Raw genomic sequence first — 14,629 nt, 5'->3', positions numbered from 1 at the left:
CATGCCAATCAAGCTCGCTCGCATCGACGACCGACTGATCCACGGTCAGGTGGTGCTGGGCTGGGTTCCTTACGTCAAGCCCGACCGTATCGTCGTGGCCAACGACCGCGTGGCCACCAGCGACTGGGAGCGCCGCTTCTACACCTCCTGTGTCCCGCCCGAGATCAAGACGTCTTTCTTTTCCACCGAAGAGGCGGTACGGCGGCTGCAGAGCGAGCTCTTCCAGCAGGACGATCTGCTGGTGCTGTTCGAGTCGGGCCGGGATGTGCTCGCGTTGGTACAGGCCGGCGTCGGGCTGAAGCAGGTGAACGTGGGAGGGCTGCACTACCGCGAGCGTTCGGTGGAGCTGCTCCCATTCGTCTTCCTTACCGAAGAGGAACGCTCCTACCTGCGCGAGCTGGTCAAGTTCGGTGTAACGCTGTCGGCCCAGGACATTCCCTCCAACGCCGCGCGGGTGATCAACTCGCTCGTGGTGTGATGCCTTGATATCCGACGTCGTCCTCATTTCCGTTGTCGCCGGGCTGCTGGCGCTGGACGACCGGGCCGGCTGGCAGAGCCTGCTGGGTGAACCGGTCTTCGTCGGGCTCATCGTCGGTGCGATCACCCACCAGATGGCGGCCGCGATGATGGCCGGTGTCGCGTTGCAACTGGTCTGGTTCTCGATCGCCGCTGCGCGCGGGACGCGCCGCCCCAACACCGTGGTGGGCGGCGTGGTGGGTATCGGCGCCGCGTGCCTGGTGCTCAAGACCACCGGCGATACCCGGGTGGGCTTCGTGGTGGCCGCGGGCGTGTTCTTCGGGCTGCTGGCGGGCGAGGCCGGTGCCGTGGTCTCGCGGGCCGGGGGCGAAATACGCGAGCGCTGGCTGGTCGGCTTCAGGCTGCCGGGAACGCCGGAGGCCGCCACGCGCGACCTGCTCGCGCGTGTCGTCGCCTCGGCGGCCATCGTGGCGCTGGTCAACGCGGCCTCGGTTCTGGTGATGCTGCCGGTGGCGGTGGGGCTCGGCGACGCGCTCACCGGGCGCCTGGGCGGGGTATCCGCGGGCGCGGAGCTGTGGTTGAACACGCTCCCCGCGGTTGCGGCGGTGACCGTCTTCACCGCATTCGGCAACCGCGCGCTGGGGCGTTATGCGGCGCTGGGTCTGCTGGTGACCCTCGGGGTGGTGTGGCTGCTGTGAGCGGTCGGCTGGGACGCGGCGATCTGGCGCGTGTATTCGCCCGCCTGCTCTTCATCCAGGCGACCCTGCACCGGCGCGGCATGCAGAACCTGGGGGTCCTCTTCGCCCTGGACGCGGCCGCCGAACGCCTCTCCCCGCGCGGCAACGGCCTGCTCGACCGGCACACGGAGTATTTCAACACCAACCCCAACACGGCGCCGCTGGTGGTGGGTGGGGTGCTGCGCATCGAGGAGGACGGCGACGCGGGGGCTCCCGCGTCGGTGTCCCGCTTCAAGCAGGCCGCCGGGAGTGCGCTGGCGGTGGTGGGCGATATGCTGTTCGTGGGCGCCCTCAAGCCCCTTGCGTTGACTTTGGCCTGCCTGTCTGCTATATACAGTTTTTTTCCGGGGTTACTGGCGGTTCTGCTGCTGTACAATGCCGTGGTTATCGCGACCCGGTACTGGGGAGTGTCATTCGGGTATTCCCGGGGTTGGGGGGTGGTGGAGACCTTCTCGGGGCACGGTGTTGCGCGCCTCATCGGCAGTGCGAGAGGCGCGGCCGCGTTCGCCGGCGGGGCTCTGGTGGCGGTGCTGATAGCGCGCGCGCGGGCGGAGGGTATGCCCGTGGCCCTGGGGGGGATGCTGGTGGCCGCCGTGGTGTTGCTCGCCTCGCGCCGAGTGCCGGCGCCGTGGATAGCGATTGTCCTCTTCCCGCTGTCATGGGCGGTCGCCCTGGTGCTGAAGTAGGCGTTGAACGTATGGTGGAGTTCACGAAACAGGTGGGCAACAAGATCGGCCTGCACCTGCGCGCCGCGGGTGAGTTCGTCAAGGTTGCCGCGCAGTACAGCAGCGACATTCGCGTGTACCACAACGACAAGTATGCCAACGGAAAGAGCATTCTCGGGCTTGCCAGTCTCGCCGCAGCCAGGGGCGCCCGGATTCGGGTGGAAATAGAAGGTCCTGACGAAGCCGCCGCACAAGAAGCCCTCGAAGCCCTCTTCGACGCGAAGTTTTACGAAGACTAATCCGTAACACGCCACGCCGGATGCGGACCGGCCGGATGGCACGCACGAGCGCGCCATCGCGGATAACCGCCTGACCATGTCACGCAGCAGAGCCCACAAGGTAAACGGTCCGGCCAACGGACGGAACCACGCGAAGCCCGAGTTCGAGCGGCACGGGATTTCGGCGTCGCCAGGCATCGTCATCGGCACGGCGTTCGTGCGCGATGGCGGCCGCACGCGTGTTCCACGCCGTAAGGTGAAGCCGGCGGCGGTCGAGGCCGAGGTGGCCCGTTTCGGACGGGCGCTCGCCGAGACCCGCCGCGAGATTCGCGCGTTCAAGACGGACATCGCAAAGAAGATGGGCGATGATCACGCACGCATCTTCGACGCCCACCTGCTCATCCTCGACGACAGCTTGCTCACCGACGAGACCGGTGCGCTCATCCGCTCCGAGCGCCTCGACGCGGCCGCCTCCTTCGAGGCGGTGATCGACCGGGTCATCGATTCCATCGGCGGAATCGAGGACGAGTACCTCAAGGAACGCACCATCGACGTGCTCGACGTGAAGAAGCGGGTCATCCGGCAGCTGCTGGGCGACGATGCCGGCGACGCCAACCGCCCCAGCGAGCCCAGCGTGCTGGTGGCACACGACCTCTCCCCCAGCGACACCGCGCAGTTCGACCGCAACACAGTACTTGCCTACGCGACCGATCTGGGCGGGCGCACGTCGCACACCGCCATCATTGCGCGCTCGCAGGGCGTGCCGGCTGTGGTGGGGCTGGAGAACCTGGTTGACCAGGTCGAGCCCGGCGACACCGTGATCGTGGACGGGAACACCGGCTCGGTGATCGTGAATCCCACGCCGTCCACCATCGAGAGTTATCGCCTGGAGATCGAACGCTTCCGCGAACTGGAGGAGCAACTCCTCACCCTGACCGGGTACCCTGCGCAGACGCTCGACGGGCGCGCCTTCATGCTCAGCGCCAACATCGATGCGCCCGACGAGGTGGAGTCCGCCGTCGACCACGGGGGGCAGGGTGTGGGGCTGTTTCGAACCGAGTACTACTTCATCTCGCAGGACTACCTGCCCACCGAAGAGGAGCAGTACAAGGTGTACCGCGCGGTGGCGGAGAAGATGGAGGGCAGGCCGGTGGTTATCCGCACCCTCGATATCGGGGGCGACAAGATTGCCGGCTATCTGCACCGTTCGCCGGAACTCAATCCGTTCCTGGGCTGGCGGGGCATCCGCTTCTGTTTGACCCGCAAGGATATCTTCAAGACGCAGTTGCGCGCCATCTACCGCGCCAGCGCGCACGGCCAGGTGAAGATCATGTTTCCAATGATCTCGCAGGTGGAGGAGATCGTGCGCGCCAAGGAGATCTGCGCCGAGGTGCGCGACGATCTCACGCGGGAGCGCTACAAGTTTGCCGACGACGTGCCGCTGGGAATGATGGTGGAGACGCCGTCGGCGGTGGCGCTGGCGGACCACTTTGCCAGCGAGGTGGCCTTCTTTTCCATCGGCACCAACGACCTCATCCAGTACACCATGGCGGTGGACCGGGGAAACAGCAAGATCGCGCACCTGTACCAGCACCTGCACCCGAGCATCCTGCGGCTGCTGCGTATCACCGTGGAGGCGGCGCGGCGCAAGGGTGTGGAGGTGTCCGTGTGCGGCGAGATGGCGGGCGACCCGCTGGCGGTGCCCGTGCTGATCGGACTGGGCATCGACGGTTTCAGCGTGAGTCCCAACGTGATCCCGGAAGTCAAGCGCATCATCCGCTCGGTGACCTTCGATGCCTGTCGCGCGCTCGTGCGCCGCACCACCAAGTTCCGCACCACCGCGGAGATCGAGGCGGAGATCGAGGCGTTCCTGAAGCTCAACGTTCCTTCGATGGTCGACAACGGGAGACCGCGAACATGACGGCGATGAACGACCTGCGCGCCCGAATCGACGCGTCCGACATGCTCGGCCGCATTCTCGCGTTTCCGGAGCAGGCGGCTCGCGCCTGGGAGATCGGTGCCGCGTTCGTGAAGCAAGCGCAGCTGCCGCGAGGCCCCTTTGCGCGCGTGGTGGTGTGTGGCATGGGTGGATCCGCCATCGGGGGCGACCTGGCGCGGTCGTTCCTGGGCGAGCGCGCGGAGGCCCCGCTGATGAGCTGCCGCGACTACGCGCTGCCCGGAAACCTCGCCCGCGGCGCGCTGGTGGTGGCGTCGAGTTACTCCGGCAATACCGGCGAGACCCTCTCCGCCTACGACGCGGCGCGCGCGGCCGGTGCCGCCATCGTGGCCGTCACCAGTGGTGGCGAACTGGCGAAGCGCTGTGCCCGCGACGGGGTGCCGGTGTGCACCATTCCCGGCGGGATGCCGCCGCGCTCGGCCATCGGCTTCTCGCTCTTTCCCATGCTGCAGATTCTGCGCGCGTGCGGCGCGGCCGCCTTCACCGACGCGGAATTCGAGGAGTCTTTGGCGGCGGTGCGTGACCGCTGCGAGGCATACGCACCCGGACACAAGGACAACGCCGCCATCGAACTGGCGCACGGCCTGCACGGCAGGACCGCTTTCGTCTACGCGGCGCCCTCGCTGCTGGAAGGGGTGGCGCGCCGCTGGGCGTGCCAGTTCAACGAGAACGGCAAGGTGCTGGCCCACTTCGCTTTCTTCCCGGAGCTGAATCACAACGAGATCGTGGGCTGGGAGGCGTCTCCGCACCTGATGTCGCGTGCGGTGATCTTCTCGCTCGAGGACCGCGACGACCACCCCATGACGCGGCGCCAGGCCGGCGTGGGTCTCTCCATCATGGGCCCGCTGGCGGCGCGCGTGGAGCGGTTGGAGTCGCCCGGCGGCGGACGCCTGGCGCGCATGCTGTCCATGATGCTGCTGGGTGATTTCGCCAGCGTATACCTCGCGTATCTCAACGGCGTCGATCCCACGCCGGTCACCAAGATCGACCAACTCAAGAAGGAACTCGCGTGAAGGCCATCATCCCCGCCGCCGGAATCGGCACACGCTTGCGCCCCCACACCTACACGCTCCCCAAGGCGCTGTTGTACGTGGCGGGCAAGCCCATCATCTCCCACATCCTGGACGACGTGGTCCCGCTGGGACCCAGCAGCATCGTCCTCATCGTTGGCTACAAGGGGGAGCTGATCGAGGAGTTCGTCCGCCGCCACTACGCCGGGCTCCAGGTGGAGTTCGTCTACCAGGAGGAGCGCCGCGGCATCGGGCACGCGGTGGATCTCACCCGTGCGGTCGCCGACAAGGGCGAGCCGGTCCTGATCGTCCTCGGGGACACCATCATCAAGACCGACCTGGCCCGGGTCGTGGCCCAGAAGAGCAACGTGCTGGGGGTCAAGGAGGTGGAGGACCCGCGCCGCTTCGGCGTGTGCGAGGTGTCGGACGGCCGCATCACCCGCCTGGTGGAGAAGCCCCAGGACCCCCCCTCCAACCTGGCGCTGGTGGGGCTGTACTTCCTGCGCGATTCGGCCGGGCTGTTCAAGGCGGTGCGGGACATCATCGACCGCAACATCACCACCAACAACGAGTACCAGATCACCGACGCCCTGCAGCTGATGATCCAGGGCGGGACCGAGTTCCGGCCCTTCGTCATCGACGAATGGTTCGACTGCGGAAAGCCCGAGGCCATGCTTGAAACAAACCGTAAATTGTTGAAGAATGCGCCCAGCACGCCCCCCATCGAGGGGTCGATCATCATCCCGCCGGTTTCGATCTCGCCGGGTGCGGAGATCGTGAACTCCATTATCGGGCCGTATGTATCGATCGCCGAACGCGCGGTGATCCACTCGTCGATCATCCGCGATTCCGTGCTGTCCGAGGGTGCGACCGTCACCGAGGCGACCCTCGAGTCGAGCCTCATCGGCGCCAACGCCGTCATCCGGGGCGGGTTCAAGCGGTTTGACGTCGGAGACTCGAGCGAGATCATATTCAAATAGACGCCCGCGGGCGCACAGCAGAAGGAAGCCAAGGAGGCAACATGTCGGAGAAGCGGCTGTTCACGTCGGAGTCCGTTACCGAAGGGCACCCCGACAAGATTTCGGACCAGATTTCGGATTCGGTGCTCGACGCGATCCTCTCGCAGGACGCCACCGCCAAGGTGGCGTGCGAGACGCTGGTGACCACCGGACTCGCGTTCATCGCCGGTGAAATCACCACCACCGCGTACGTGGACATTCCGTCCGTGGCGCGCGGTGTCATCAAGGATATCGGCTACACGGATGCGGCGTTCGGTTTCGACTACCAGACCTGCTCGGTCATCACCTCCATCGACGAGCAGTCGCCGGACATCGCCATGGGTGTGGTGGGCAAGGAGGGCGCGGGCGACCAGGGGATGATGTTCGGTTACGCGTGCCGTGAGACGGAAACGCTCATGCCGGCGCCGATCTTTCTGGCCCACCGGCTCTCCGAGCGCCTGGCGTGGGTGCGGCGCAACGAAAAGGGCTGCGACTATCTGCGGCCGGACGGCAAGACGCAGGTCACGGTGGAATATGCGGACGGCAAACCGCACCGTATCGACACCGTGGTGGTCTCCACCCAGCATTCCGCCGACGTCAAGGATGAGGTGTTGCGGCGCGATGTGAACGACAAGGTGGTGCGCCCCATCCTGGCCAAGTTCGGTTTCAACGGCGGGGACTACCGGCTGCTGGTGAACCCCACCGGCCGTTTCGTGGAGGGCGGACCCAAGGCCGACTGCGGGCTCACCGGCCGCAAGATCATCGTGGACACCTACGGCGGCATGGGCAGCCATGGCGGCGGCGCCTTCTCGGGCAAGGACCCGAGCAAGGTGGACCGCAGCGCGTCCTACGCGGCGCGCCACATCGCCAAGAACATCGTGGCCGCAGAGCTGGCCGGGGAGTGCGAGATCCAGATTGCGTATGCAATCGGTGAGAAGGAACCGGTCTCGGTGATGGTGGACACGTTCGGTACCGGCAAGATCGATGACGAGAAGCTCACCCGCATCGTGCGCGACGCGTTCGATCTCACCCCCAAGGGTATCATCGAGCGGCTGAAGCTGCGCCGCGGCATCTACCGCAAGACCGCCGCCTACGGCCACTTCGGCCGCGAGGACAAGGATTTCACCTGGGAGCACGTTGATTTCGTCGAGGAACTACGCAAACGCGCTCAATCGTAGCGAGAAAGGGAACCAATGAAGCACGACATCAAGGATATCGGCCTCGCCCCGCAGGGCAAGGACCGCATCGAATGGGCCGACGACCGCATGCCGGTGCTGCGCAGCATCCGGGACCGCTTCCAGAAGGAGAAGCCGCTGTCCGGCGTGCGCATCGCCGCGTGCCTGCACGTCACCACCGAGACCGCCAACCTGATGCGCACGCTGCAGGCGGGCGGGGCGCAGGCCTCGCTGTGCGCGTCCAACCCGCTCTCCACGCAGGACGACGTGGCGGCGAGCCTGGTGGCCGACTACCAGACTTCAGTCTTCGCCATCCACGGCGAGGACAACGAAACCTACTACAAGCACATCAATCAGTCGCTGGATCTCAAGCCGCAGATCACCATGGACGACGGGGCCGACCTGGTCTCCACGCTGCACTCGAGCCGCGACGACGCGCTCAAGAACGTGTTCGGTGGCACCGAAGAAACTACCACCGGTGTCATCCGTCTGCGCAGCATGCAGAAGGAGGGCGTGCTCAAGTTTCCCATCGTGGCGGTGAACGACGCCATCACCAAGCACTTCTTCGACAACCGCTACGGCACCGGCCAGAGCACCATTGACGGTATTCTGCGCGCCACCAACGTGCTCTTGTGCGGTTCCACCTTCGTGGTGGCCGGCTATGGCTGGTGCGGGCGCGGCCTGGCGACGCGCGCGCGGGGCATGGGCGCCAACGTGGTCATCGTCGAGGTGGACCCGGTGAAGGCGCTGGAGGCGGTCATGGACGGCTTCCGGGTGATGCCCATCATGGAGGCCGCCAGCATCGGTGACATCTTCGTGACGCTCACCGGCAACATCGCGGTCATTCGCCGCGAGCACTTCGAGAACATGAAGGACGGCGCCATCGTCGCCAACTCCGGGCACTTCAACGTGGAGATCGAAATCGAGGAACTCGAGAAGATCGCCAACAAGAAGAAGCGGGTGCGCAAGGACGTGGACCAGTACACGCTCAAGAGCGGCAAGCGCATCAACATTCTGGGCGAAGGGCGCCTTATCAACCTGGCCGCCGCGGAGGGGCACCCGGCCGCGGTGATGGACATGAGCTTCGCCAACCAGGCGCTGGCGGCGGAGTACATGGTCAAGCAGCACGGCTCGCTCAAGATCGAGGTCATGCCGGTTCCCGAGCGCATCGACCGGGAGATCGCGCGCCTCAAGCTGGCGTCGATGAACTACAAGATCGATACGCTCACCGACCAGCAGGCGAGATACCTCGCCAGCTGGGAGCACGGCACCTGATCGGTTCCGGCCGGCTGATGTTTGTAACGGCGTGCGGGCCCGGTCGATCTGCGACCGGCCCGCATTGCCTTTTCTGGCCCGGGAACGGTCCCGGGGGAGGATGGCAGTGAACAGCGTGGTCCTGCGCGACGCCGACAGCGGGCGCTGGCTCGTATTCTCGGCCCCGCGCGAAATCATCGCCGTCAGCGACGTCGCGGATGTCCGCGGCGCGCTGCACGCGGTGGAAGCGGCCGTATCCGGCCGAGGTCTCCACGCCGCCGGGTTCATCGCCTACGAGGCCGCCCCCGCGTTCGATCCCGCGTTCGTGGTGCGGGATGCCGGCCGGCTGCCGCTCTTGTGGTTCGGCCTCTACGACGCACCCCGCGTGCGCGGCATGGGTCCGCTGCCCCGTGGACATTGCCCGTTGCCGGTGTGGCGTCCGGCCATCGAACGCGCCGAGTACGACCGCGCTTTCGCGCGTATCAAGTCGCTCATCGCGAGCGGCGACACCTACCAGGTCAACTACTCCTTCCGTTTGCGCGCCGCCTTCGCCCGCCATGCCGCGGGGGCGTTCTTTATGCACCGGATGGCGGGGCGCGACCCGGCGTTCGGCGCGTTCCTGTCGCTGCCGGAGTGGACCATCTGCAGCGCCTCGCCCGAGTTGTTCTTCCGCCTGGAGGGGGAGCTGCTGGAATCCCGCCCCATGAAGGGCACGCGGCCCCGCGGCCGTTTTCTCGCCGAGGACGACGCGCGCGCGGCCGAGTTGCGCGCGTCGGAAAAGGACCGCGCCGAGAACGTGATGATCGTGGACATGGTGCGCAACGACCTGGGTCGCATTGCGCGCACCGGCTCCGTGCACGTGCCGCGGCTGTTCGACGTCGAGCGCCACCCCACCGTGCTGCAGATGACGTCCACCGTGCGCGCGGAATCACGCGCCGGCGTGGCTGAAATCATCGAAGCACTGTTTCCGGCCGCATCCATCACCGGGGCGCCGAAGGCGCGCAGCATGCAGGTGATCGCGGAGGTCGAGTCGTCGCCGCGGCAGGTGTATACGGGTGCCATTGGCTTCATCGCGCCGGGGCGGCGTGCGCAGTTCAGCGTGGCCATCCGCACCGCGCTCATCGACCACGCGGCAGGAATGGCGGAGTTCGGGACCGGCGGCGGGATCGTGTGGGACTCGCGCCTTGACGACGAGTACAACGAATGCGGGGTGAAGGCGCGCCTGCTGCGCGAGCCCGCGCCGGTATTCGATCTGCTCGAGACGCTGCTGTGGCTGCCGGACGCCGGCTACCCGCTGCTGGAGCGGCACCTGGCCCGCCTGGCCGGGTCCGCCGCGCATTTCGGACTCCCGCTCGACACCGGCCGCGTACGCGCGGCGCTGGATGCACTCGCGGAAACCCTGCCGCGTGCGCCGCACCGCGTGCGCCTGCGGGTGGCGGCGGACGGGAGCGTGCACCTCGACGCGGAGGCCTTCGACGCCGAGGCCGGGCGCCCGCGCCGGGTGGCGCTGGCGAACGCCCCGGTGGACAGCCGGCACCCGTTCCTGTTCCACAAGACCACCGAGCGCGGCGTGTACCGGGAGGCGCTGGCCGCGTGCCCGGGCTTCGACGACGTGCTGCTCTACAACGAACGCGGCGAGGTCACCGAAACCACCATCGCCAACGTGGTGGTGGACATCGACGGTGTGGCCTGCACGCCGCCCCTCACCTGCGGCCTGTTGCCGGGCGTGCGGCGGGCGCGGATGATCGAGGAAGAGGGAGTCTGCGAGCGCGTCATCACGGTGGCCGAACTGCTCGCGAGCCCGCGGGTGCGCCTGGTCAACGCGTTGCGGGGTGTGTGGGAGGTCGAGGTCATTCCGGTCTGGTCGGCTCCACGATCCGAAACGTCGCTTCACGCAGCTCTTCGCTCTGCCAGAACTCGTCCTTCACACGCACCATGAAATCGTACAGCCCGGGTTCGAGGTTCTCGCTGTTGATGGTGATGTGGGTGGGCTCGGTGGCGCTGTAACCCGACGCCTTGAAGCGCGACGAGAACACCGCGTCCGCCCCGCGGAAACGGTCCAGCAGCCCCCGCTTGCGGTCGGGGTGGGGTGCGACCCGGTATTCCACCTCGTACTCGGACACGCCCTCGCGGTTGATCCCCAGGTTGTAGATCTCGAAGTACACCGGCACCGGCGAACCCACCGCATAACGGCGGATGGGGTGCGGCACCACCACCAGCGCGCCGCGCATGAAGGGCATGCTGGACTCCGCCGGGGCGATGCGCTGCGCGAAGAGCACGTCGCTGATGGCGAGCTCGCCGTCGAAGTTGCGCGCGGACACGTTGGTCCGGTATGCCGACGAGGTGCTCGCGTCGAGGTCCTGCATGGCCACGCCCACCCGGTAGTAGCCGCGCGGCAGGGTGAAGACGATCTGCGCCGGCATCAGGGCGGTCACCTCGCCCCGCACGCGGTCGGCAGGAACACCCAGCTCCTGCTGCTGGCGGTCGACGACGGCGTAGTCCGCGTCCATCACCACCACGCTGGCGCGGTAGGAACGCGCGGGCGGCGATGCGCCCTCCACCGGTTGCAGCGGGAACTCCAGGTTGACTTCCACGCGGTTCAGACCGTCGCCGCCGCGAAACTGCTCCACGCCGAAGTAGAAGGGAAACGATTTCTTCTCGAAATTGAACGGGTACGACGCGGGGGTGTCTTCGAGCACACCCTCGAAGTTGGACGCCATCTTGCGCACCTGGTTCATCTGGAAGACGTCGGACGGGTTGTCGGGAAGCGAGCGCGCGTAGTCGGGGTCGATGATCTCGTCGATGCGCTCCGGTGTCTGCGCCATGCGCGGGCGCAGGAAGCGCTGCGGCTCGACCATGCCGAAGAGCGCCTCGCGGATGCCCCACTCCACGCCGGTGTCGTTGACCTCTGGGGCGCGGTAGAAGTCGAGGTACTGCTGGGGAATGCGCTCCTGGATGGCGTCCTGGGTGTCGTAGATGAGGAACTCGGCCAGGTCGATGGACATGCCCTGCGAATCGCCCAGCGGCGTGATCGCATAGCGGTAGTTGCCGTTCAGGTTGATGTCCTCGAAACGCACGATCATCTGGTGGCGGCGGTAGTACCACAGCTCGCCGGGCGGCTCCACCCCGCTCGAGGTCACCTCCGAATCGATCTTGCCGCGATAGTCGGGGAAGCCGTAGCGGATCAGGATTTCGCCGCGCTTGTCCCAGCCCGGCCACGCATTGATGTGGAACTCCATGGCCGCGATGTCGGCGCGCAGGTAGTGCTCCGCCTTCATCTCGTTCTGGGGTGTGGTGGGTGTCGGGTCCTTCGCGGCCCAGAAGCGCATGGTCCACGCGCGCCGCGCGCTGTCGGAGGGCAGCGCAAAGTACTGCTGCAGCTGGTAGGGGTTCATCAGGTACTGCAGCGAGGCGATCTGCCGCTGGGTGCGCGCCTCCAGCTTCTCCAGGTCGGCCGCGCCGATCTTGTACTCGCGGGCGGCGTGCGCGGCGGTGGCGGCAAGCACCACCGCGGCGACGGCGGCGATGATGGCGGCGCGTTTCATCGGTCGGTCCGTTTCAGCATGATGAGCCCGATCACCAGGAAGATGATATTTCCCATCTGTGCTGCAAACAGCGGCGGCAGCACGCCGTTGTGGCCCAGGGTCTGGCCCACGCGCAGCACCGCGTAGTAGAGGAAGCTGATCACCAGGGTGAGGCCGAAGCCGGTTGCCACCGACTGCTTGCGCTTGCCCGAGGCCAGCGCCACACCGATGAGCACGAATATCGAGCCCGCGAACGGGAAGCTGAACTTGAAGTGCAGGTCCACCAGGTACTGTTCCACGCTGCCCCCACTGCGCCGCACGCGATCGATGTAGCGCGACAGCTCGGCGTAGCTCATGTCCTCCTCGTCGATCTCCTCCTCGGCAAAGTCATCCGGCTTCTCCGTCATCTCCGGGATGGTGAGCGAGTCGAAGGGCTCGATGTGCTCTTCCTGACCGTCGAAGGTGCGATCGTACCCGTTCACGAAGAGCCAGTGGTCGCCCACCCAGCGCGCGCGCTTGGCGTCGACGCGCCGCACCATGGTGTTGTCGTCGTACTGCTGTACGACCACATCGAACAGCGACAGATTGGCGTGGCTGTAGGACTGCGCCAGGTATACGAAGCCGCGCGCGCCCAGGTAGCGGAAGTCGGTCTTCAGATCCGGGTCGATGCGCTGGCGGCCCTCGATGTCGTGGCGCATGATGTCGTTCTTGGTCCGGTTGGCGCGCGGCACCACGGCGTCGTTGAAGAACACGAACCCCACGCTCACCAGCAGCGCAAAGGCGAACACCGGTGCCGCCACGCGCCGGATGCTCACCCCGGAGGCGAGCAGCGCGGTGAGCTCGTTGCGGCGCGACATGATGCCCATGGAGAACACCGTGCCCAGCAGCAGCGACACCGGGACCACGTAGGTGAGTACGAAGGGAATCGTGTGCAGGTAGTAGCGCGCGATGCTCCTGAGCGAGGCCTCGTGATCGATGAAGTTGTCGATCTCTTCGAAGACGTTTACGGTGATGTAGATCAGTACAAACGCGCAAACGCTGTAGGCGAAGATCCGGAGGAACCGGCTCAGCAGGTAACGATCATGAATTCGCGGTCGCATTGCGGCGGAAAATTGTGCGAAGGAGGGAAACCGCCGACCACTCCGATACGGCCTGCTCACGCGCGGCCTTGCGCAGCAGCAGGACCGCCATGATCCCAAAGATGATGTTCGGCGCCCACATGGCGACGAACGGACTGGTGATGCCGCGGTCGGCCAGCTTCTCGCCCCCGATCAGACCCACATAGTAGATCAGAAAGAACAGAATGCTCAAGCCGATCGCCATGTTCATTCCCGAGCGGCCCATGCGCAGCGCCAGGGGCGCCCCCACCAGCACGAAGATCACGCACGCAAAGGGAATCGAGTACTTCTTGTGGATCTCCACCTGGTAGCGGCGGATCTGCTGCGCGAACGAACCCCGCTTGTTGATCTCGGTCTCGATGCGCTGGCGGGTGAGGAACTCGTTGCGCGCCTCCAGCGGGACGACGCGGCCGCCGGAGTCGGACGGACGCACCCGCATGCGCGGCTTGAGACCGGATTCCGCCCCCCCCGCGCGCGCCTGGCGGGCGGCCTGCGCGCTGTCGCGGGGCGCCCACATGCGGGCGCGGTCGCGCGCGTCGAGCAGGGAGAAGGTGGCGTCCATGCGGGTTCCCGCCTCGCGGATCATCTCCTGGCGGGCCAACTCCATCTCCGAGCGGATCTCCTGGATCTTGTCCTCCATCATGCGCACGCTCATCTCGCGGTCGCCGCGGTAGTCGCGCTCCGAGCGCTGCAGGGAACGGTCCACGTCGCGGATGTTGATGGTGTACTCCTTGAACGACGTTCGCCGGTAGGTCTCGCGGTCCTTCGCCAGCGGCAGTTCGTGAATCTCGCCGTTCTTCAGATCCACGCGCAGCAGGTTCTGACCCTCGATGAACTGCAGGTGCCCGCTCTCGGCGATGATGGTGGTGGGGAGCGCGTCCTTCTCCGCCTTCTTGAAGATCTGCACCTCGGAGATGTCGCCGGTGCGGTCGTTCTTCTCCGCGAAGTAGATGGTGTAGCCCTGCAGGTCGTCGATGAAACGGTTGGCGCGCAGCTCCACGGTGGGCTGCTTGCGCTGGATGTCGATCAGCAGGTTGAGCAGGCGGTGGTTGGATTCCGGCAGGACGTGGTTGTTGTAGACCACCAGCCCCGCGCTCATCAGGGCGGCCCCGATCAGCCCGGGCACGATCATGCGGTAGAGCGAGACCCCGCAGGCGCGCATGGCGGTGATCTCGTTTTCGCCGCTCAGATTGCCGTAAGTCATGAGCGTTGCTGGCAATACGGCCATTGGTATGATTAATGCGAACATGTGCCCGAGACTGAGCGCAAACACTTGCAGCACGATGTGGAACTTCACGCCTTTGCCCAGGAACAGATCGATGTAGCGGAGGATGAAATCCATTATGAACACGAAGGTTATTACCGCCATCGAGAAGAAGAAGGGGCCGAGGTAGTTGCGAAGGATGTAACGCTCGAAGATCATCGGCGAACGTCGG

At 66.2% G+C, this 14,629-nt stretch carries 13 protein-coding genes; 10 read left to right on the top strand and 3 right to left on the bottom strand.

Annotated elements, in window-relative coordinates:
• The first annotated feature begins 1 nt into the window (after position 1).
• The 10 genes from OEX18_04450 to OEX18_04405 all read left to right on the top strand — a co-directional run bounded on the left by OEX18_04450 (position 2) and on the right by OEX18_04405 (position 10,490).
• Complete coding sequence (locus tag OEX18_04450; GenBank protein ID MDH4336509.1) at positions 2-478, top strand: PTS sugar transporter subunit IIB; 477 nt, start codon at positions 2-4, stop codon at positions 476-478.
• Between the two features lie 4 nt (positions 479-482).
• Positions 483-1,175: a PTS sugar transporter subunit IIC gene (locus OEX18_04445; protein ID MDH4336508.1), complete on the top strand. Its 693-nt coding sequence runs from the start codon at positions 483-485 to the stop codon at positions 1,173-1,175.
• Positions 1,172-1,900 (top strand): PTS system mannose/fructose/sorbose family transporter subunit IID, encoded by a 729-nt coding sequence (locus OEX18_04440; GenBank protein ID MDH4336507.1) that lies wholly within the window; start codon positions 1,172-1,174, stop codon positions 1,898-1,900. Before OEX18_04445 ends, OEX18_04440 begins: the two co-directional genes overlap by 4 nt.
• Positions 1,901-1,911: 11 nt before the next feature.
• Positions 1,912-2,178 (top strand): HPr family phosphocarrier protein, encoded by a 267-nt coding sequence (locus OEX18_04435; protein ID MDH4336506.1) that lies wholly within the window; start codon positions 1,912-1,914, stop codon positions 2,176-2,178.
• 76 nt (positions 2,179-2,254) lie between these two features.
• A complete protein-coding gene (ptsP, locus tag OEX18_04430; GenBank protein MDH4336505.1) occupies positions 2,255-4,078 on the top strand; it encodes a phosphoenolpyruvate--protein phosphotransferase in 1,824 nt (607 codons plus the stop codon).
• Positions 4,075-5,127, top strand: coding sequence for a bifunctional phosphoglucose/phosphomannose isomerase (locus tag OEX18_04425; protein ID MDH4336504.1), 1,053 nt, complete (start codon positions 4,075-4,077; stop codon positions 5,125-5,127). The genes ptsP and OEX18_04425 overlap by 4 nt, the downstream gene beginning before the upstream one ends.
• On the top strand, positions 5,124-6,104 hold the full coding sequence (locus OEX18_04420) for a sugar phosphate nucleotidyltransferase (GenBank protein ID MDH4336503.1): 981 nt from the start codon (positions 5,124-5,126) through the stop codon (positions 6,102-6,104). Before OEX18_04425 ends, OEX18_04420 begins: the two co-directional genes overlap by 4 nt.
• A 41-nt stretch (positions 6,105-6,145) precedes the next feature.
• Positions 6,146-7,300 (top strand): methionine adenosyltransferase, encoded by a 1,155-nt coding sequence (gene metK, locus OEX18_04415; protein ID MDH4336502.1) that lies wholly within the window; start codon positions 6,146-6,148, stop codon positions 7,298-7,300.
• A gap of 15 nt (positions 7,301-7,315) precedes the next feature.
• On the top strand, positions 7,316-8,572 hold the full coding sequence (ahcY, locus tag OEX18_04410) for an adenosylhomocysteinase (GenBank protein MDH4336501.1): 1,257 nt from the start codon (positions 7,316-7,318) through the stop codon (positions 8,570-8,572).
• A 106-nt stretch (positions 8,573-8,678) separates the two neighbouring features.
• A complete protein-coding gene (locus tag OEX18_04405; protein MDH4336500.1) occupies positions 8,679-10,490 on the top strand; it encodes a chorismate-binding protein in 1,812 nt (603 codons plus the stop codon).
• On the opposite strand, the gene OEX18_04400 is transcribed toward OEX18_04405, so the two are convergent.
• From OEX18_04400 to OEX18_04390, 3 genes are read right to left on the bottom strand one after another with little or no spacing between them, the layout of a single operon-like run.
• Positions 10,402-12,096 (bottom strand): GWxTD domain-containing protein, encoded by a 1,695-nt coding sequence (locus OEX18_04400; GenBank protein ID MDH4336499.1) that lies wholly within the window; start codon positions 12,094-12,096, stop codon positions 10,402-10,404. The two genes, OEX18_04405 and OEX18_04400, sit on opposite strands and share 89 nt — an antisense overlap.
• Positions 12,093-13,175, bottom strand: coding sequence for an LptF/LptG family permease (locus tag OEX18_04395; GenBank protein MDH4336498.1), 1,083 nt, complete (start codon positions 13,173-13,175; stop codon positions 12,093-12,095). Before OEX18_04395 ends, OEX18_04400 begins: the two co-directional genes overlap by 4 nt.
• Positions 13,156-14,616, bottom strand: a complete 1,461-nt coding sequence (locus tag OEX18_04390; GenBank protein ID MDH4336497.1) for an LptF/LptG family permease — start codon at positions 14,614-14,616, stop codon at positions 13,156-13,158. Before OEX18_04390 ends, OEX18_04395 begins: the two co-directional genes overlap by 20 nt.
• Positions 14,617-14,629 lie beyond the last annotated feature (13 nt).

This window comes from Candidatus Krumholzibacteriia bacterium (assembly GCA_029865265.1).
GTDB lineage: Bacteria > Krumholzibacteriota > Krumholzibacteriia > WVZY01 > JAKEHA01 > JAKEHA01.
The sequence above is the reverse complement of the archived record's forward strand: the minus strand, read 5'-3'. Positions and strand labels throughout refer to the sequence as shown.

Excerpts from the sequence above, each read along its gene's own strand:
- metK (MDH4336502.1), top strand. The coding sequence starts at position 6,146 with ATGTCGGAGAAGCGGCTGTTCACGTCGGAGTCCGTTACCGAAGGGCAC.
- ptsP (MDH4336505.1), top strand. The coding sequence starts at position 2,255 with ATGTCACGCAGCAGAGCCCACAAGGTAAACGGTCCGGCCAACGGACGG.
- OEX18_04390 (MDH4336497.1), bottom strand. The coding sequence starts at position 14,616 with ATGATCTTCGAGCGTTACATCCTTCGCAACTACCTCGGCCCCTTCTTC.
- OEX18_04400 (MDH4336499.1), bottom strand. The coding sequence starts at position 12,096 with ATGAAACGCGCCGCCATCATCGCCGCCGTCGCCGCGGTGGTGCTTGCC.
- OEX18_04395 (MDH4336498.1), bottom strand. The coding sequence starts at position 13,175 with ATGCGACCGCGAATTCATGATCGTTACCTGCTGAGCCGGTTCCTCCGG.
- OEX18_04425 (MDH4336504.1), top strand. The coding sequence starts at position 4,075 with ATGACGGCGATGAACGACCTGCGCGCCCGAATCGACGCGTCCGACATG.
- ahcY (MDH4336501.1), top strand. The coding sequence starts at position 7,316 with ATGAAGCACGACATCAAGGATATCGGCCTCGCCCCGCAGGGCAAGGAC.
- OEX18_04435 (MDH4336506.1), top strand. The coding sequence starts at position 1,912 with ATGGTGGAGTTCACGAAACAGGTGGGCAACAAGATCGGCCTGCACCTG.
- OEX18_04450 (MDH4336509.1), top strand. The coding sequence starts at position 2 with ATGCCAATCAAGCTCGCTCGCATCGACGACCGACTGATCCACGGTCAG.